Below are 19654 nucleotides of genomic sequence, written 5' to 3' on the forward strand. Positions count from 1 at the left end.
CCCCACCCCAACCCCCCCCCTTCGCAGAGGAGGGAGCAGATCGCGTTTTTGCTCCTCCCCCTGCGAAGAAGGAGGCGGGGAGGCGGTTTAGCAGACAGCGCCGTGCTTAGAAAAGCCCCATCGGTTTACTCGAATAACTCACCAGTAAACATTTCGTTTGCTGATAGTGATCCAGCATCATCTTATGGGTTTCGCGCCCGATACCGGATTGTTTGTAACCGCCGAATGCCGCATGTGCCGGATAGGCGTGATAGCAGTTGGTCCAGACACGGCCAGCCTGAATGTTGCGCCCCATATGATACGCCACGTTGCCGTCACGGCTCCAGACACCCGCCCCCAGCCCGTACGCCGTATCGTTGGCGATTTGTAACGCCTCATCCATATCTTTGAATGTCGTTACCGCCAGCACCGGTCCGAAAATTTCTTCCTGGAAGACGCGCATATTGTTTTTACCCAGCAAGATGGTCGGTTGCAGGTAATAACCCTCGTTCAGCGAACCTTCAAGTTTTTTCTTCGCACCGCCGGTCAGGACTTCCGCGCCCTCATTTTTACCGATTTCGATGTAATCCAGAATGGTTTTCATCTGTCCGGCAGACACCTGCGCGCCCATCTGGGTTTCCATATCCAGCGGGTTACCGGTTTTGATCGCTTCCACGCGTTTGATTGCCCGTTCCATAAAGCGTTCGTAGATGGACTCCTGCACCAGCGCACGGCTCGGACAGGTACAGACTTCGCCCTGATTGAAGGCAAACAGCGCGAACCCTTCCAGCGCTTTGTCGAAGAATTCGTCCTCTTTATCCATCACGTCGGCGAAGAAAATATTCGGCGATTTACCGCCCAGTTCCAGCGTAGCCGGGATCAGGTTTTGTGCAGCATAGCCGGCGATCCGCTGGCCGACTTCCGTCGAACCGGTGAAAGCGACTTTGGCGATACGTTTGGAGGTCGCCAGATATTCGCCGATTTCCCCGCCCGCGCCGTTGACCACGTTAATGACGCCAGCAGGCAGAATGTCCTGCACCAGTTCCATCAGCAACAGAACCGACAGCGGCGTCAGTTTGGCCGGTTTGAGTACGATGCAGTTACCAGCCGCCAGCGCCGGTGCCATTTTCCAGCACGCCATCAGCAGCGGGAAATTCCACGGGATAATTTGTGCCACCACGCCCAGCGGTTCGTGGAAATGATAGGCCACGGTTTCGCTGTCGATTTCGCTGATCCCGCCTTCCTGTGCGCGTACGCAGGAGGCGAAATAACGGAAATGGTCGATGGCTAACGGCACGTCTGCGCCACTGGTTTCGCGGATCGGTTTGCCGTTATCCCAGGTTTCGGCATTTGCCAGCAGTTCAAGATTTTGTTCCATGCGATCGGCGACTTTCAGCAGTAAGTTTGCACGCTGCTGCACCGGCATTTTTCCCCATGCGTCTTTGGCTTGATGGGCGGCATCCAGCGCCAGATCGACGTCATCGGTGCTGGAACTGGCCACTTTACACAGCACTTCGCCGGTAACCGGCGTCAGGTTGTCGTAATACTCTTTTTTTACCGGCGCGACCCATTCACCGCCAATAAAGTTGTCGTATTGTTTTTTGAGTTTCAGCGGGAAACCGTATTCTTCCGGTTTGACGGCATGAGGATTTTTATCATAGGCCATGATGGAACTCCTTTATGCAACAGGGATTAGCAGAGCGCTGCACAAAGCTTAGGCTTTAAAAATCTCACCGGCAGATTGTAAAGAGAAGTCTTCGAGCGGCCTCACACCTTTTTCGCTGCAAAGCTGGCGTTACCACTTCCGGGGGGTGTGGTGCGCGCAAAACTCTCGCGCTGGAACAGGCGTTCAACCAGTTTTACCAGTTCGGGATGCTCGACACACCAGCCCGGCGCAATACGCCGGAAGTTGAGATAGCCCAGACAACAGGCGACGGCAATATCGGCCACGTTGAGGCTTTCAGAATTGAGCAATGTGCGGTTTGCCGCATGCTTTTCCAGCGCATCCAGCCCGCGCAGCAGTTTTTCCCGCTGGCGCAAAACCCAGGCTTCGTTACGTTTATCCGCATCGCGGCGACCTTCCAGCACCAGCGCCACGGCAGCATCAGTGACGCCGTCGGCCAGCGCTTCAATTTGCTTCACGCGTAACGCTTCCAGCGGCTGCCACGGCAACAGCGTGGGCGCGACATTCATCAGTTCGATGAACTGCACAATGATCGGGGAATCATAGAAAATTTCGCCATCATCGGCGACCAGCGCGGGGACTTTTCCGAGAGGATTGTACTGCGTGATTTTGCAGCCAGGTTCGTGGGGGGGGTCATTAATGAAATCAAACGGGATGCCTTTTTCCAGCAACATCACAGAAATTTTGCGTACATACGGGCTGGTATAACTGCCGATCAATTTCATCAGACCCTCCTCGTTTTCGCCGGAACCTCTTTTAAAGCTAGCAGCCATGCCGGGGTTTACCAGTCACGGCTGCCAGATTTACAGGTTACCCGGCGGGAAACAGGAACGGGTTGATACCGCTGCCGGAAAATCCTTTATCTTCCATCCGGTCATCGAGCAGCAGCGTGGCGAGGTCGTCCGCCACGGCGTCTGCCTGCGGATCTTTATCCTGATAAATCACTTTCAGGTAAGCGCCGCAATCGTCACAGGCTTCGGCTTTCACCGTCGCCTGCTCATCGTCGATAGACCAAAGGTTCAGATGCTCCATTTCATCACAGTTGCTACATTTGGCGCGCACCACATGCCACTGGCTTTCACACAGATTGCAGTGCAGATAGCGCAGGCCGCTGTGGGCGCCAAACGCGATCACCGCAGAAACCGGCACGCTGCCGCATACCGGGCAGAACTGACGATTTTCGCCATAATCCGCCCGCCCGACACCCCGCAACTGCGCCGCCATCTGCGCCCAGTACAGCGACAACGCGGCCCAGATAAACGGGGCTTCATCGGCCGGAACGTGTTTGAAATCCTGATTCAGCAACTGCGTCGCCATCATTTCCCGCTGCAGGCTCGGGGAATGTTCGAGGCGCTCAAGTACGCCGGACACCGGCTCTGATGCGCCATGTTTGAGCACCAGGATCAGCGCATCCAGCAAGGTCAGCCAGTGCGGCGTGCGCGGAAACAGACGGCAGTCGAGTGGCGGTTTACCGGCCGCTTTTTCTAATTCGCCACTCAGGTCGATACTGAGCGGAAACTCTTTCAGCACGCGCTGCTGGGCGTCGCAAATCGCCGCAGCAAAGTTCAGATATCCGTCGAGCGGGCTGTTTTCAGCCAGCGCGCGCAGACGATCGGCGCGGCGCTGATACCGTGTTTTCAGGTTGGCGAACAGTACCGGCGGGATGTTCCCCGCCGTGGTTTTACCGTCTGTCAGTTCGTCCTGTTGAACAATCTGGATGCTCATCCGGCTTTCCTCTTATCTTGTTCTTTTTTCAGCTCTTCAGCACGCACCTGACGATACCAGCGCGGATGGTGATACTTCGCCCACGACGCGGGCACTTTGCCGCCGGTCATGGCCGAAATCGACCCTTTCGCCCAGGTCGCCGCGTAGACGTGCATGATGATCACCAGAATCAGGCCAATACCGGCCAGTGAATGCACCAGCAGCGCCAGACGGATCAGCGGGATCGGGAAGTAACCAGCAAACCACGGACGCCAGATCATGACGCCGCTCACCATCAGCAGCACAAGGCAACTGATCGCCGCCCAGAACACGCATTTCTGGCCGAAGTTATAGCGGCCTGTGTCGCCGACTTCATGATTGGTCAGCACTTTGCCGATATTTTTCGCCCATACAATGTCATCTTTTTCCGGCAGGTTGTGCTTCCAGTAGCGGAAGAACATACCGAGGAAAGAGACGAACATCACCACGCCGAAAAACGGGTGCAGGATACGCGCCAGTTGCGGGGTGCCGTAAACGTTCATCAGCCAGTTAAACGACGGGAAAAAGAAGCCGATGCCGCTGAGCGCGAGCGTCACAAAACAAAACGCCACGATCCAGTGATTGAGACGTTCCACCAGGTTATAGCGCTGGATTAACTTCTCTTTTTTCATGGTCGTTTCTCCTCATCGTCATGTTTATCTTCCCCTTCCGTATGCTCTTCCTCTTTCACGTAATTCGGCCCCACGCCCAGGAAGTGGAATGCCGCCGCGGCGAAGGTCACTGCAAAGCCGACGGCGGCCAGCGGTTTCCAGACACCTTTCCACAAGGTAACCGCCGCGCTGATGGCCGGATCTTTTGGCAGGCCGTGATACAGCTCAGGATTGTCGGCGTGATGCAGCACGTACATCACGTGCGTGCCGCCAACGCCCTGCGGATCGTATAAACCGGCATGTTCAAACCCGCGGCCTTTCAGCTCGCTGACGCGTTCTGCAGCCAAATCCTGCATCGCGGTTTTAGTGCCAAAATGAATCGCACCTGTCGGGCAGGTTTTCACACAGGCCGGTTCCTGGCCGACGCTCACACGGTCAACGCACAGCGTGCATTTGTAGGCACGGTTATCCTGTTTGTTGATGCGCGGAATGTTGAACGGGCAACCGGCGATGCAGTAACCGCAGCCGATGCAATGTTCTGACTGAAAATCGACGATGCCGTTGGCGTACTGCAAAATCGCGCCTTCCGCCGGACAGGCTTTCAGGCAGCCCGGATCGGCGCAGTGCATGCAGCCATCTTTGCGGATCAGCCATTCCAGCTTGCCGTTTTGTTCCACTTCGGAGAAACGCATCACCGTCCAGGATTTCGCACTGAGATCCATCGGGTTATCGTAAACGCCGGTATTAAACCCGACGTCATCGCGCAGGTCGTTCCATTCGGAACAGGCGACCTGACAGCCTTTACAGCCGATGCAGGTGGTGACATCGATGAGTTTCGCCACTTCCTGCTGATGATCACGGGCACGCGGCGCTGGCGTGAACCCGTTGGTTGCGGACTTACGAAGTATGTCCTGTGATTGCATTGCCATAATTCGCCTCCGTTAGACCTTTTCCACGTTAACCAGGAACGCCTTAAACTCCGGCGTTTGCGAGTTAGCGTCACCGACTGACGGCGTCAGCGTGTTGGCTAAATAACCTTTACGCGTCGCGCCTTCAAAGCCCCAGTGGCAAGGGATGCCAATGGTATCAACGTGCTTACCGTCGATGGTCAGTGGCCGGATGCGTTTGGTCACCACGGCTTTCGCCACGATGAATCCGCGCTTCGAAGACACTTTCACTTCATCGCCCTGCGCAATGCCCTTCGAGGCGGCCAGACCTTCGCCGATCTCGATAAACTGTTCTGGCTGCGCAATGGCGTTCAGCAACGCGTGTTTGGTCCAGTGGCGGAACAATTCGGTGATCGAATAGGTGGTCGCCACATACGGGAAGTCTTTGGCGGTGCCCATATTCGGCAAATCGCTGGCAAAAATGCGTGCGACCGGATTGGAAATCACCGCCGGATGCAACGGGTTAGTGCCAATCGGCGATTCGATCGGCTCGTAATGCTCAGGGAACGGGCCGTCGGCCATTTTGTCAGTGGCAAACAAACGGCCGACGCCTTCCTGTTGCATGATGAACGGCCCGACGCCGGAGCCCGGCGCGGCGGTGCTGTAATCCGGGACATCAAAACCAATCCACTTCGCGCCATCCCAGCGGATGATTTCGCGTTTCGGATCCCACGGCTGGCCCTGCGGATCAGCGGACGCACGGTTATACAGAATGCGGCGGTTGAGCGGCCAGCACCACGCCCAGCCGGACGTACAGCCCAGACCGGAAGGATCGGCGTTATCGCGGCGCGCCATCTGGTTACCGGCTTCCGTCCAGCTTCCCGTGTAAATCCAGCAGAAACTGGCGGTGCTGCCGTCATTTTTCAGATGGGCAAACGTCGAAAGTTGCTGGCCTTTTTTCGCCAGCAGATTGCCCTGGTCATCATGAATATCAGCCAGCGCTTTGCCGTTGGCTTCGCGGGCGATTTCTTCCGGCAGCGGGTCGAGCGGATCCTGATAATCCCACGCCATATTCATTACCGGCAGCGGATTGGCACCGCCCTCTTTCTGGTACAGCTCACGCAGTTTCATAAACAGACGGGCGATAATTTTGCCGTCGTGCAGCGCTTCACCCGGTGGCTCAGAGGCCTGGAAGTGCCATTGCAGCCAGCGACCGGAGTTCACAATCGAACCGTTTTCCTCTGCAAAACAGGAAGACGGCAGACGGAACACCTCGGTCTGAATATCGGCGGTCTGCACGTCGTTCATTGCACCGTGGTTTTGCCAGAAGTTTGAGGACTCAGTCACCAGCGGGTCGATCACCACCATATATTTGAGTTTCGAGAGTGCACGCGAGGATTTGTTTTTGTCCGGGAAGGCCGCCAGCGGGTTGAAGCCCTGCACGATATACCCGTTCAGCTTGCCTTCGGTCATCAGCTCGGCCTGTTGCAGCACGTCGTAGCTTTTGTCCCATTTCGGCAGCCAGTCAAAGCCCCAGTCATTTTCCGCCGTGGCGTGATCGCCCCAGAAGCTTTTCATCATACTGACGAAAAAGTTCGGTGTGTTTTTCCAGAAATTGACCTGTCCATCCACCAGCGGTGCGGGCGTAATCTGATGCAGATAATCAGTGAAATTAGTCTGTTTTTCCGACGGCAAAGGCATGTAACCCGGCAGATTCAGCGACAGCAAACCGAGGTCGGTATAGCCCTGAATATTGGAGTGACCACGCAGGGCATTCACGCCGCCGCCCGGCATACCAATGTTGCCAAGCAGCAACTGGATCATCGCCGCACAGCGGATGGTTTGTGCGCCGCCGGTATGGTGCGTCCAGCCCAGCGCATACAAAATGGTCGAGGTTTTATCGCGCGCGCAGGTTTCCGCCAGAATGGAGCTGATCAGCAGGAAATCTTCTTTCGAGGTACCGCACAGACGTTCCACCAGTTCCGGCGTGTAACGGGAAACATGCTCTTTCAGCAAGTTCCAGACACAGCGCGGGTCCTGCAACGTTTTATCCTGTTTCGCGAAGCCTTTTTCATCCAGCTGATAGTGCCAGCTTTCTTTGTTATAGGATTTTTTCGCCGCGTTAAAACCGCTGAAAAGACCGTCGTTGAATTCATAATCTTCACGTACCAGCAGGCTGGCATTGGTGTATTCCAGGACGTATTCGGTCTGAATTTTATTGTGGGTGATCAGATAGTTGATCATGCCGAGCAGGAAGGCCGTGTCAGAACCAGCGCGAATCGGCGCGTAGATATCGGCCACCGCAGCACTGCGGTTAAAGCGCGGATCGACGACGATGACTTTGGCGTTATTTTTGGTTTTGGCCTCAATCACCCATTTGAATCCGACCGGATGCGCTTCTGCCGCATTTCCGCCCATAATTAAAATCACATTGGCGTTTTTGATGTCGACCCAGTTGTTCGTCATCGCACCGCGACCAAAGGTTGGCGCTAATGCCGCCACGGTCGGGCCATGACACAGACGGGCCTGACAGTCGATCGCCACCATACCCAGCGCGCGGGTGAATTTCTGATCCAGCAGACCGGTTTCATTACTGGCCGCAGAAGAACACAGCATGCCGGTGGTCAGCCAGCGGTTGACCGTCACGTTGTTTTCATTTTTCTCGACGAAGTTGGCGTCGCGGTCATCTTTCATCAGGCGGGCGATACGGGAAATCGCCTCGTCCCACGTGATGCGCTGCCATTTATCGGAACCGGGAGCGCGGTATTCCGGATATCTGAGACGGCCTTCGCTGTGGATGTAATCCAGCACGCCTGCGCCTTTCGGGCACAACGAGCCACGACTGACCGGATGATCGGCGTCACCCTCTACGTGGAAGATATTTTCAGTGACGTTTTTCGCGCCATCGCCCTGGCTGTAAATCAGTATTCCGCAACCTACGGAACAGTAAGTGCAGTTGTTGCGGGTTTCACGGGAGCGAAGCAGTTTGTATTGGCGGGTTTCCGCCAGCGCCATGGTAGGAGTAAATCCTAATAATGCCGCCGTGGTGCCGGCCATACCACCCGCACATATTTTGAATAATTGTCTTCTGCTGACTTGCATGAAAGACTCCTTCCCATCATCTGTTAACACATTGCTTTTCAAATTGGCGCTTTCCGCAGCTGATGCGGAAGCGTTAAAATTAAAGCCAAGTACCCATAGTTTTTGTACGGCTTATGTAGCCGGAATGTTTATAAGGTTATTGCTAATGGATGTCCATCAAGTAAACGAACTGGGCGAAAAAGATGACAAAAAAGTGACTCAGATCATCGGAGCCAGCCAAAAAACGGTGATGCAGCGCGCACATCTCAATGAGCCGGAAGATGACTGGATTGCTCAGGAAGTGCCCGTTGCGCTGGTTTATAACGGCATTTCGCATGTGGTCATGATGGCTTCACCGAAAGATCTGCAGGCCTTTGCGCTGGGCTTTTCGCTGTCAGAAGGGATTATTGAATCGGTCAGTGATATTTACGGGATGGAGGTGACACCAAACTGTAACGGGATTGAGGTTAACATCGAATTATCGAGCCGCCGTTTCGCCGGGCTGAAAGAACGCCGACGTGCCATGGCAGGCCGCACCGGGTGCGGCGTCTGCGGCATCGAACAGTTAGGCGATTTATTCCGCCCGCTCGCGCCGCTGCCGTTCAGCCAAACCTTTGATCTGGCGAATCTGGACAACGCGCTGCACCAGCTGAAATCCGTGCAGGAAATCGGCCAGCTCACCGGCTGTACCCACGCCGCCGCGTGGATCACGCCGGAAGGTGAATTACTGGGTGGCTGCGAAGATGTGGGCCGTCATGTAGCTCTCGATAAAATGCTCGGTATGCGTGCCAGACAAAACGACTGGATATCCGGCGCCGCGCTGGTATCAAGCCGCGCCAGCTATGAAATGGTGCAGAAAGCCGCGATGTGCGGCATCGAAATCCTGTTTGCCGTCTCCGCCGCCACCACGCTCGCAGTCGACGTTGCCGAACAATGCAATCTGACGCTGGTCGGTTTCAGTAAACCGGGACGGGCAACGGTGTATACACATCCGCAGCGGTTACGTTAACTCTCTCTAAGCACCGCGTGCCTTTAGACAATTTAGGATTGTTTGCGGTTATCTGGTTCTAAGCCCCGTATAACAGGCGCTTACGAGTACCCGCACAAAGCATGGAGCATAGATAATCATTTTCAATATCATTTAATTAACTATAATGATCCGACTGATTACGCGGTGCTCACAATGACGGTGCCGCCCTACACTATGGAGACGATGAACATGAGTTATTCACTGCCATCACTGCCTTACGCATACGACGCACTCGAACCGCATTTCGACAAAGAAACGATGGAAATCCATCACACTAAACATCACCAGGCTTACGTGAACAACGCTAACGCTGCGCTGGAAAGCTTGCCGGAACTGGCTGCACTGCCGGTTGAAGAACTGATCACCAAACTGGATCAGGTTCCTGCAGACAAGAAAGTTGCACTGCGTAACAACGCAGGCGGCCACGCTAACCACAGCCTGTTCTGGAAAGGCCTGAAAACCGGCACCACCCTGCAGGGCGAACTGAAATCTGCGATCGAACGCGATTTCGGCAGCGTTGACGCTTTCAAAGAAACTTTTGAGAAAGCAGCGACCACTCGTTTCGGTTCAGGCTGGGCATGGCTGGTGCTGAAAGACGGCAAACTGGCGGTTGTTTCTACTGCTAACCAGGACAGCCCGCTGATGGGCGAAGCCATTTCCGGCGCTTCCGGTTACCCGCTGCTGGGCCTGGACGTGTGGGAACACGCTTACTACCTGAAATATCAGAACAAACGCCCTGATTACATCAAAGCCTTCTGGGCTGTTGTAAACTGGGACGAAGCAGCAAAACGTCTGGCTGAAGCGAAGTAATTTCGCCCTGCCGCCCTTCGCGGGCATGATGATGTTTTCGCCAATGGCGGGTCAGTGACCCGCCTTTTTTATGTCCTGAATTTGTATGCATGATCACTGTTTTACAGCGAATTATTCTTCCGTTTCCCACCATTATTAGACCCCGCTCGCATTAATCAAAAATACGCCACAGATCCTATAAAGTTTATTAAACAACCTACCGATAGATTGTTCACAAAGGCGTCACAAAAACGCATGTCTATTTAAAAGGGATGTTTGACGGAGAATGATTATGAGTAACGGATCGGGTCTTTCGCAGTGGATGAACAATCTCAAGGTCGGCACCAAACTGGGTCTGGGTTTCGGGCTTGTGCTTTTGATCGCGGCCGTCATTACCACTGCGGGAATGATTAAATTTAACGACATCAGTCAGCGTGCGGAAAAAGTCGATTTCAGTAATCAGATGAACGCATTACTCAATGATGCCCGCCTCAGCCGTACGCTTTATCAGCTCAATTACAATCCGGCATATCTCAAACAAAATCAGGACAACATTGACGCGCTGTCGCAACTGATTGAGCAGTCGAAAGACAAGCTGAAATGGGATGCCGCTGGGCAGGCAGAACTGGAGCAGGTGCCGGTAAAAATTCATGAATATCAGCAGGCACAAGCCGCATTTAAAGAAGCCGTCGACCGCAAAGATGCGGTACGCGCCAGCTGGAATCTTTCCGAAACCGAAGCCGTTGTGAAACGTTTACAAGATCAGCTGCGTGTGGAAGATGCCGATCCTTCCATTCGTCTTTCACTGGCCGAAGTCATTCAAAAACTGATCAACGTGCGTTATGACGTGCGCGGCCTGTTGCTCAACATCAACAAGGAATCGGAAGCCAGGCTGTTAAAGTCAATTGATGATACGCAGGCCAATGCTAAAAAGCTGAACGCATTACTGTTGCCGGATCAGCAGGCCACACTCGCCCCGCTGATGAGTGCGCTGGCGACCTATAAAGATCACGTTATGGCCTACATGCCGGCTTACGAAGATGAACAAAAGAACTCGCAGCTGCTGACAGTAAAAGCCGCTGAGATGAACACACTGGTCGCAAAAATATTCAAAAATGAACTGGATAACACGCATAAAGACATCAGTAATGCACAGATGATCATGATGGTGATTACGCTGATCGTAATGCTGGTGGGGATTATCATTGCATGGCGAATCACCCGCCAGATTGCCCAGCCGCTGCGCGATACGCTGAAAACGGCGGAGGCGATTGCGCGGGGCGATCTGACTGTCGCGCATCCAACCACACGTCGCGATGAGCTGGGTATGCTGATGAACGCGGTGTCCGCGATGAGCCAGAATCTCAGTACGATGATTTATGAAATCCGCTCCGGCGTTTCACAGGTTTCTCACGCGGCGGCTGAAATCGCCGCCGGGAATACCGATCTTTCCTCACGCACCGAACAGCAGGCCGCCGCGGTTGAAGAAACCGCCGCCAGCATGGAAGAACTGAGCGCGACGGTGAAACAGAACGCCGATAACGCCCATCACGCCAGCAAACTGGCCAGCGAGGCTTCGGGCACCGCAACGCTCGGCGGCAAACAAGTCGGCGAAGTGGTCGACACCATGCAGCAGATTTCCGGCAGCTCAAAACGTATCGCCGAAATTACGTCCGTCATCAACAGCATCGCGTTCCAGACCAATATCCTGGCGCTGAACGCTGCGGTTGAAGCCGCGCGTGCCGGTGAACAGGGCCGCGGATTCTCAGTCGTCGCCTCGGAAGTCCGCATACTGGCACAGCGCAGTGCGCAGGCAGCGAAAGAGATCGAAGGGCTGATTGCCGAGTCGGTTGAACGTGTTAACACCGGCGCGAAGCTGGTGGAAAATACCGGACGTACCATGCAGGACATCGTGAAATCCGTCTCGCATGTGCGCGATATCATGGGTGAAATCGCCTCTGCTTCTGACGAGCAAAGCCGTGGTATCAGCCAGATTTCGCAGGCGATTGTCGAAATGGACAGCACGACACAGCAGAACGCCGCGCTGGTTGAGCAGTCATCCGCTGCCGCCGATTCACTCGAAGATCAGGCCGCGACGCTGACGCAGGCAGTCTCGGTATTCCGCCTGGCCGATAACGGCGATATGCTGGCCGCACCGGCATCCGCCGCGCTGCGCCGTCCGGCCCTGCCGCTGCCAGTTCAAGGCAAAACCAGTCAGGATAACTGGGAAACGTTCTGACTGATGAACCTGCGCACCCCGCATGTGCGCAGGTATTCCTTCTACTCCCGCTGCCGAATGCAGGTTATGCTTGAGCGAGTGACATTTCAGCAGCGGAGAGCTTATGCATTATCCCGACGTGTACATCGGTACCATCGAACATTATCCCGACTTTTCACCCAGTGCGATTGCCAAACGTCAGGTTGATGGCGCTGTCGCTCTGACGCCTCTCGGGCTGGAGAACGATCAGCAGGCCGAGAAGTCTTATCACGGTGGCGCTGACCGCGCGCTGTGTCATTTTCCCCGCGAGCATTACGCCTGGTTGCGCCAGCAGTTTCCCGAAGAAGAGGACCGTTTTCATCCGCCTGCGTTTGGGGAAAACCTTTCGACACTCGGCATGACCGAAGATAACGTGTATATCGGTGATATTTTCCGCTGGGGCGACGCGCTGATTCAGGTCACGCAACCCCGTGCACCCTGCTACAAACTGAACCATTTTCTCGACTGCAAAAACCTGTCGCCGCTGTTACAACAAAGCGGCCGCTGCGGCTGGTTATATCGGGTGGTCAGTACGGGGAATGTCAGTGGCGACCGGCCGCTGGAACTGCTGACGCGCAACAGTGAGGTGTCCGTCGCAGAAGCGATTTCTATCGCCTTCAACATGCCGTTTGATGAGGAACAGTATCGCCGTCTGATGTCTGCTGCAGGGATTTCAGCGAGCTGGAGTAAAACCATGCAGATGCGGCTGGTAAATCGCAAGATCGAGGATTTTGGGCGGAGATTGTTTGGGAAATAAGAAACAGAACGGGCATGGCTGGAGGGGTTTTTCTTTGCTCCTCCCCCTGCGAAAGGGGAGGCTGGGAGGGGGTTATAAAGACAAAACCCGAGTCAAAGCACACTTCAACTCTTTGATTCTGCTTTAATACCCCACCCCAACCCTCCCCTTCGCAGGGGAGGGCGTGTTAGTTCAGAATTCTTTCTTAGCGAAACCGGTCACCGCTTTCAGGCCCATTTCGCGGCCCAGCGCAGTCATCGGGTGAACCACCACGATACCGCGAACGGTTTTCTTCAGCGTGCCCATATCAGCCTGTTCTTTCTTGGTGATTTCACGGCTGAACAGCTTTTCCAGCTTCTGCGCTTCGGTGCTGAGTTTTTTCTCACGCACTTCTTTCAAACGCGCGATCTCGGCAGCCAGTTTTTCTTTCTCTTCTTCGTGCTTGGCAATTAACTCAGCATTACCTGCCTGAATCACGGTCGCATCTTTGTGATTAAGTGCATCCAGCATGTCGCTGAGGCGTTTAATCTCGGCTTTTTCGACTTCTTTCATGGTTTCAGATCCGTTCATGCCGCAGCGGGCAAGACTGTAAATTGGGAATAATAAACGTCAGTGTATCAGGAAGTGTGCGATTCTTCAGCTTGCTCCTGCGTTTCTGCCAGCCCCGGCGGCAAACCACACATCTCACACGCCCGCTCGCCAATGCGGATCATCGCCGAAATATAGCGGGTATCGAAAACATAACAGCACGATAAACGCAGGCCATTGGCGTAGCGACCGCTCGGTGAATACAGTTGTCCCGGCGTCATGCAGATTTTATCTTTCAGTAACTGGCGGAACAGCGTGACGCAATCGACGCCCGGCGGGAAATCCACCCAGATAACAAAGCCGCCTGCCGGTTGCGTGGCGCGGGTGCCCTGCGGGAAGTGACGGGCGATCAACGCGCGCGCCTGTTCCACCTGCGACGCGTAGCGTTTGCGTAAAACCCGCAGATGATGATCGTAACCGCCCGATTCCAGAAACAACGTCAGCGTTTGGGAAAGCAAGGCGGACTCTGCCATTGACGATACCGCTTTCAGTTTATGCAGCTTATCGGCAAAGCGTCCGCCGTCCACCCAGCCGATGCGAAAATCAGGTGCCAGCGTTTTGGTAAAGCTGGTGCAAAACAGGATCCAGCCGTCACGGTCAAAGGCTTTTACCGCCGGAGACAGCGTCGCGCCAAACTGAATTTCTGCGTAAAGCCCGTCTTCAATCAGGGGGACCTGGTGATCGTTCATCAGCCGCGCCAGCCGTTTTTTCGCCGCCAGTGGCATGGTAAAGCCCAGCGGATTTTGCGCCGTCGGCATGGCGATCACTGCATTCAGCCGTTTCTCGGTCAGCAGCATTTCCAGCACATCCAGCGACAGGCCGGTTTGCGGATCGGTGGGGATTTCCACTGCTTTCAGTCCGAGACTCGCCAGCATCGGCAGCAGATAAAAATAGGTCGGCGTTTCCAGCCCGATACTGTCGCCGGGTTTGGTGGTAACGCGCAATGCCAGCTGTAACGCCTCCATACAACCGTGCGTAATCGTGATATCCGCAGGCTCTAAAATCATGCCGAGCGTCAGTGCACGGCGCGCAATTTGCTGGCGTAACGCCGGGCTGCCCGGCGGCAGCGCGTATTGCCCGATCAGATTGGGCTGACGACGCAGCAGTGACGACATAATCCGCCCCAGTTTTCCGGTCGGGTAAAAATCGTTCGACTGCGGACAGGCTAGCGATAAGTTGGTGTAGGTGGGGTCAATTTGCGAGGCGAACACTTTGTCGATCAGATCCAGCACTTCATCTGCCGGTTCTGCCGCTGGCGTCTGCGGCTGTTCCTGCGGCTGATGGTCCAGCGCGGGCAACGCGGCACGCACATAAAAACCGGACTGCGGACGTGCCTCGATAAAGCCGCGATCTTCCAGCCGCCGGTAAGCAGCTACCACGGTGTTGATACTGACTGACCAGGTTTGTGCGCTGCGTCGCACGGACGGCAAACGACTGCCCGGTGCGAGTGTGCCACGGCGGATAGCGTCCGCCAGTTGTTCCGCCAGTTGGTTATATCGCGTGTCGCTGAAATCCGCTGTATCAGTCATGGTGTCAGTTCCGTGAAAAGTCATGGGTACAGTTTTTAGTTATGCTATCTGTAACCATAACAATAGCGTATTTCTGGTTCTGTTACCTTTCCTGTGCAGTGTTTACTCTGGTTATCTGGAAAACAGGGGATGCAGGAAAACAAAATGATCGATACCGCTTTTGTCAGTTACGTCACCGTGATGTCAATTACACCCGGCCCGAACAATCTGTTGCTGGCGGCTTCCGGGGTGAATTTCGGGCTGCGCCGCAGCGTGCCGATGATGCTGGGAATTACGCTGGGCTGCGTGGTGCAGTGTGCGCTGATGACCTCCATGCTGGCGATTCTGCTGAGCTGGATGACCGTTGTGCGTCTGCCAATGGCGGCAGTGGGCTGTGCGTATCTGTTCTGGCTGTCGTGGAAAATTTACCGTTCCGGCTCGCCGAAAGAAGGCGCAAAACAGCAACCGATGAACATGATTAATGGCGCGTTATTTCAGGCAGTGAACCCGAAAGCGTGGCTGATGGCGACCAACGTGGCGATTCTGTTTACCCCGCCGGATGGCAACATGCTGCATCACACGCTGCTGATTTGTGTCGGCTTCGCGCTGATCAATCTGCCCTGCATTCTGGTGTGGGTCGTGATGGGTGACAGATTACGTCAGGCGCTACGTGTGGAATGGAAGCTGAAAATGTTTAACACAATCATGGGCGGCATGATGGCATTAACCGCGCTGTGGTTGCTGGTCGGCGAAGTGCGCCATGCGCTTAACTAAAACAAATCCCCAAAATAGTTCGGGTTGCAGGAAGGCGGCAAGTGATGGAGTCCCGATGAGCTTACTCATGTAAGTGATTCGGGTGACTGAACGCAGCCAACGCATCTGTGGCTCGAAGTATGACGGGGATTTATTTTTGCACCGGAGAAAGCCTGGAAGGCTGCTGATTACTGATGTGGGCGATCAGCCCTGTCACGGAAAGGACCATGGTGGAGCGGACGATTTGTTGATAGCGCTGACGTTGCATGGCGATCAGCGACTCGTCGGCTTCGCCCGGTTTCAGGAAAGTGGGCGCTGGCGGCAGTTCTGTCACACAATGCAATTCACCGAACGGGCCGAGAATTTCATCATCGGTAAAACGATACTCTTCACCGTCGTAATTCAGCTCTTCACGCAGCGCCATCAGTAATTCTGCATCTTCGTATTCATGACGGCTGATCACGCCCAGCGCATAAATCAGTTTGAGACGTACAGACAAATCACCGAGCGGTCCGGTGCCGGTCAGTAACGGTTCGACTGCATATTTCACCGCATAATCATCTTTACGGAAAACCTGCACCACCAGAATATCCAGCGCTTCGGCCAGTAACTCCACAGCGGTCATTAAAAAGCTGCGCACGGTTTTACCCGCATTAAGCTTTTCAAGTACACGGTTTTCAAACGCCTGAGCTTTTTCCATAGGGCTTACTTGCATTAAAGAGCCGATGCTGACAGCGCCCCTGGCGTCATCCATGATGCGCGCATGTCGGGCAGAAACATCCCGCCCGACAGGGCTTTCTTTGCCTGGTGTTGGCGAAATCAAAATAAACGCAGTATCAGTGCATCGATTCGTAGAGAGCGACGGCTTTCGCCACAACTTCGCCATCTTCTGGCAGACCTGAAATCTGGGCAAGGGCGGCTTTTGGCCCAACTTTCTCCAGCAATTCTACCAGTTCTTTAGCTTGCGGATCTTGCTCGCTGCGATAATGCATCGCGGCCGCAATCCCTCTCACCAGATTGTCGTTCGGCAAGCGATATTCCTGCGTGCCCAGCAAGGGTTTGATCAGACGATCACCCGCACTCAGTTTACGCAGTGGCTGACGGCCAACGCGCTCAACATCGTCATGCAGGTACGGGTTTTCGAAACGGGTCAGGATTTTTTCGATGTAAGCGAAATGTTTTTCCGGGTCAAAACCGTAACGGCGGATCAGCACTTCCCCGCTTTCTTCCATGGCACCGCGAACCACCAGACGCACTTTCTCGTCGAGGATCGCATCACGAATTGTCGCGTGGCCTGCCTGCTGGCCGAGATAGGCGGTGATGGCATGACCGGTGTTGAGGGTGAACAGTTTACGTTCAACAAACGCCATCAGGTTATCCGTCAGTTCCATGCCTGCGATTTCCGGCAATTCTCCTTTGAACTGGGTTTTATCCACAATCCATTCGCTGAAGGTTTCAACGGTGACTTCCAGCGGATCGGTGGTGCCCGCTGCCGCAGGGGGAACGATGCGGTCTACGGCGGAATCGACAAAACCGACGTGCGCTTCAACCCAGGCTTTTTCATCTTCCGGCAGGGCGTTGAATACGTGCTGTTTAAACTGGCTGGTACCGCGCACCATGTTTTCGCAGGCGATAATGTTCAGCGGCTTTTCGTTGCCTTGCTGATGACGCAGCACCAGACCTTTAGCGACGTTCGGCGCGATTTTTTCCAGCACGGTCGGACCGACGGCGGTGGTCACCAGATCGACTTCAGCGATCAGGTTGATTGCCTCCTGACCGGCGCTGTTCACGGCATTCACATTACTGACAGGCTCAACGGTGGCCTGTTCACCGACCACGTGCACGTCGTAACCTTTACGGCTGTTCAGCGCATCCAGTAAGGCAGGGCTGACATCCGCAAACGTCAACTCAATCCCGGCATCAGCAAGTAATTTACCGATAAAACCGCGACCAATGTTACCTGCACCAAAATGTAATGCTTTCATAATATTTCCTTCAAATCGGGGGCCATACTTTATGGTAAAAAGCTTTGGGTAAAGCTGGGAGCCGCCCGGCTCCGAATCAACAAGCGGGTCTTTTATCAAGACCCGCTTAGTAACGCTCTACTGATTACTCAACCTTAGCCGCGAAGAATAGTCAGAACTTCTTCAACGCTGGTGGTGTTCGCCAGACGTTCGATAACACCTTCTTCGTCCAGCGCCGTGGTCAGTTTGGTGATCACGTTGATGTGCTCATTATTGCGCGCTGCGATACCGACGACCAGGCGTGCACGGTCATCTTCATCATCGCCCCAGCGGATACCCGCCGGATACTGGCAGAACACGATACCGGTTTTCAGCACGCGATCTTTCGCTTCGATGGTACCGTGCGGCACAGCGATGGATTCGCCCAGATACGTCGAGGTCAGCTGCTCACGAGCCAGCATCGCGTCGACATATTCTGCCTGAACATACCCGCCTTTCACCAGTTGTTCACCGGCAAAACGAATCGCGTCTTCTTTGGTCGCCGCGTTCAGGCCGAGGAAGATGTTGCTTTCGCTAATGCGGAACAGGTTTTCGTTTTCATTGTCAGTCACGATGCTGTCGCCCAGCGTGGTGGTCACTTTCTCTTTGTACTGGCTGGCTTTGTTCACTTCAACCAGACGTGAAGTCAGGTCCGTGTACAGGCCGCTATCGAGGAAGTTGGTCAGCGAAATGTGCTGTGCGTGTGGCACCTGGCGCATGGCGCGTTCAGTCAGGTCACGGTGAGTAATCACCAGATCCACATCATCAGGCAGGTTGTTGATCGCGCTGTTGGTGACGCTGATGTTGGTCAGCCCGGCATCCTGCACTTTTTTGCGCAGCACACCGGCACCCATTGCGCTGGAACCCATACCGGCGTCACAGGCAACGATGATTTTACGTACGGTAGACAGGTCGCCCGCCACGCCTGCAACAGCAGGTTTGCCGCCTTTAGACTGGGCTTTCATATCCTGCATACGGCGTGTTGCTTCGTCCAGATCGTCGCCGTCTTTCGCTTTGGTGGTTTTCAGCAGGAAAGAAGAGATAACGAAGGACACCGCAAAGGCTGCCACGATAGCCGCGATGTTAGCGAAGTACGCACCTTTTGGTGTCATCGCCAGAACCGCCAGGATAGAACCCGGAGAAGCCGGAGACACCAGACCGCCGTTCAGCACAGTCAGGGTGAACACGCCAGTCATACCGCCCAGAATGACTGCCAGCAGCAGACGTGGGTTCATCAGAACATATGGGAAATAAATTTCGTGGATACCACCCAGGAAGTGGATGATTGCCGCACCGCCAGCTGATTGTTTAGCACTGCCACGACCGAAGAACATGTACGCCATCAGGACGCCCATACCCGGACCCGGGTTCGCTTCGATCAGGAAGAAGATAGATTTACCGGTTTCAGTCGCCTGCTGGATACCCAGCGGAGAGAAGATACCGTGGTTGATAGCGTTGTTGAGGAACAGGATTTTCGCCGGTTCAACAAAGATAGACGCCAGCGGCAACAGGTTATGAATAACCATGATGTGCACGCCTGCAGCCAGCACTTTAGACAGTGCTTCTACCAGCGGACCGATTGCCAGGAAGGCCAGAATGGCCAACAGCATACCGATAATACCGGCCGAGAAGTTGTTGACCAGCATCTCGAAGCCACTTTTGATTTTACCGTCAACCCAGCGGTCGAAACGCTTGATGCACCAGCCGCCCAGCGGACCTACAATCATTGCGCCGAGGAACATTGGCATATCCGCACCAACGATAACACCCATTACGGTGATTGCGCCGACCACACCACCGCGATCACCACCGACCAGACGACCACCGGTATAACCGATGACGCAATGGCAGAAGATAAGTGATCATCGGGCCAACCAGTTTCGATGTTTCATTAGGGATCCAGCCGGTAGGATGAACAGAGCAGTAATGATACCCCAGGCGATAAACGCGCCGATGTTGGGCATTACCATGTTACTCAGGAAGCGACCAAAGTTTTGAACTTTGA

15 protein-coding genes and 1 pseudogene are annotated in these 19654 nt (G+C 54.6%); 5 read left to right on the forward strand and 11 right to left on the reverse strand.

Going from position 1 to position 19654, the window contains the following annotated elements; all coding sequences use genetic code 11:
- Positions 1 to 106: 106 nt before the first annotated feature.
- The 6 genes from UC14_RS02545 to fdnG form a co-directional block, all read right to left on the reverse strand.
- Positions 107 to 1645 carry an aldehyde dehydrogenase family protein gene (locus tag UC14_RS02545; protein WP_013573400.1) on the reverse strand — a complete coding sequence of 513 codons (1539 nt, stop codon included), beginning with the start codon at positions 1643 to 1645 and terminating at the stop codon, positions 107 to 109.
- Between the two features lie 101 nt (positions 1646 to 1746).
- Positions 1747 to 2388, reverse strand: coding sequence for a glutathione S-transferase (locus tag UC14_RS02550; RefSeq protein ID WP_112197176.1), 642 nt, complete (start codon positions 2386 to 2388; stop codon positions 1747 to 1749).
- A gap of 85 nt (positions 2389 to 2473) precedes the next feature.
- On the reverse strand, positions 2474 to 3388 hold the full coding sequence (fdhE, locus tag UC14_RS02555; RefSeq protein WP_112197177.1) for a formate dehydrogenase accessory protein FdhE: 915 nt from the start codon (positions 3386 to 3388) through the stop codon (positions 2474 to 2476).
- On the reverse strand, positions 3385 to 4038 hold the full coding sequence (gene fdoI, locus UC14_RS02560) for a formate dehydrogenase cytochrome b556 subunit (protein WP_112197178.1): 654 nt from the start codon (positions 4036 to 4038) through the stop codon (positions 3385 to 3387). The genes fdhE and fdoI overlap by 4 nt, the downstream gene beginning before the upstream one ends.
- Entirely contained in the window at positions 4035 to 4946 is a 912-nt protein-coding gene (gene fdxH, locus UC14_RS02565) for a formate dehydrogenase subunit beta (protein ID WP_112197179.1), read from the reverse strand. The genes fdoI and fdxH overlap by 4 nt, the downstream gene beginning before the upstream one ends.
- A 12-nt stretch (positions 4947 to 4958) precedes the next feature.
- Complete coding sequence (gene fdnG, locus UC14_RS02570) at positions 4959 to 8006, reverse strand: formate dehydrogenase-N subunit alpha (RefSeq protein WP_112197180.1); 3048 nt, start codon at positions 8004 to 8006, stop codon at positions 4959 to 4961.
- 145 nt (positions 8007 to 8151) lie between these two features.
- Between fdnG and fdhD the strand changes: the two genes are divergently transcribed.
- The 4 genes from fdhD to yiiM all read left to right on the forward strand — a co-directional run bounded on the left by fdhD (position 8152) and on the right by yiiM (position 12818).
- The gene (fdhD, locus tag UC14_RS02575) at positions 8152 to 8994 is read left to right on the forward strand and encodes a formate dehydrogenase accessory sulfurtransferase FdhD (protein WP_112197181.1); all 843 of its coding nucleotides are present in this window, start codon (positions 8152 to 8154) and stop codon (positions 8992 to 8994) included.
- A 210-nt stretch (positions 8995 to 9204) separates the two neighbouring features.
- Complete coding sequence (gene sodA, locus UC14_RS02580) at positions 9205 to 9825, forward strand: superoxide dismutase [Mn] (protein ID WP_013573393.1); 621 nt, start codon at positions 9205 to 9207, stop codon at positions 9823 to 9825.
- 271 nt (positions 9826 to 10096) lie between these two features.
- Positions 10097 to 12043 (forward strand): methyl-accepting chemotaxis protein, encoded by a 1947-nt coding sequence (locus UC14_RS02585; RefSeq protein ID WP_013573392.1) that lies wholly within the window; start codon positions 10097 to 10099, stop codon positions 12041 to 12043.
- Between the two features lie 103 nt (positions 12044 to 12146).
- Positions 12147 to 12818: a 6-hydroxyaminopurine reductase gene (gene yiiM, locus UC14_RS02590; protein ID WP_013573391.1), complete on the forward strand. Its 672-nt coding sequence runs from the start codon at positions 12147 to 12149 to the stop codon at positions 12816 to 12818.
- A 171-nt stretch (positions 12819 to 12989) separates the two neighbouring features.
- On the opposite strand, the gene UC14_RS02595 is transcribed toward yiiM, so the two are convergent.
- Both UC14_RS02595 and UC14_RS02600 read right to left on the reverse strand, forming a co-directional pair.
- Positions 12990 to 13349: a YibL family ribosome-associated protein gene (locus UC14_RS02595; RefSeq protein WP_013573390.1), complete on the reverse strand. Its 360-nt coding sequence runs from the start codon at positions 13347 to 13349 to the stop codon at positions 12990 to 12992.
- A gap of 65 nt (positions 13350 to 13414) precedes the next feature.
- Positions 13415 to 14914, reverse strand: a complete 1500-nt coding sequence (locus tag UC14_RS02600; RefSeq protein ID WP_013573389.1) for a PLP-dependent aminotransferase family protein — start codon at positions 14912 to 14914, stop codon at positions 13415 to 13417.
- Positions 14915 to 15058: 144 nt separating this feature from the next.
- On the opposite strand from UC14_RS02600, the gene UC14_RS02605 reads away from it, so the two are divergent.
- The gene (locus UC14_RS02605) at positions 15059 to 15667 is read left to right on the forward strand and encodes a LysE family translocator (protein WP_013573388.1); all 609 of its coding nucleotides are present in this window, start codon (positions 15059 to 15061) and stop codon (positions 15665 to 15667) included.
- 130 nt (positions 15668 to 15797) lie between these two features.
- Here the strand turns inward: UC14_RS02605 and UC14_RS02610 are convergent, their stop codons facing one another.
- The 3 genes and pseudogenes from UC14_RS02610 to UC14_RS02620 form a co-directional block, all read right to left on the reverse strand.
- On the reverse strand, positions 15798 to 16346 hold the full coding sequence (locus UC14_RS02610; RefSeq protein ID WP_014411435.1) for an MltR family transcriptional regulator: 549 nt from the start codon (positions 16344 to 16346) through the stop codon (positions 15798 to 15800).
- 136 nt (positions 16347 to 16482) lie between these two features.
- Positions 16483 to 17631: a mannitol-1-phosphate 5-dehydrogenase gene (locus tag UC14_RS02615; RefSeq protein WP_013573385.1), complete on the reverse strand. Its 1149-nt coding sequence runs from the start codon at positions 17629 to 17631 to the stop codon at positions 16483 to 16485.
- Between the two features lie 134 nt (positions 17632 to 17765).
- Positions 17766 to 19654: pseudogene (locus tag UC14_RS02620) on the reverse strand (PTS mannitol transporter subunit IICBA); the annotation flags it as partial.

The sequence above is a fragment of the Rahnella sp. NRRL B-41462 genome (genome assembly GCF_003263525.1).
GTDB classification, from domain to species: Bacteria; Pseudomonadota; Gammaproteobacteria; order Enterobacterales; family Enterobacteriaceae; genus Rahnella; species Rahnella aceris.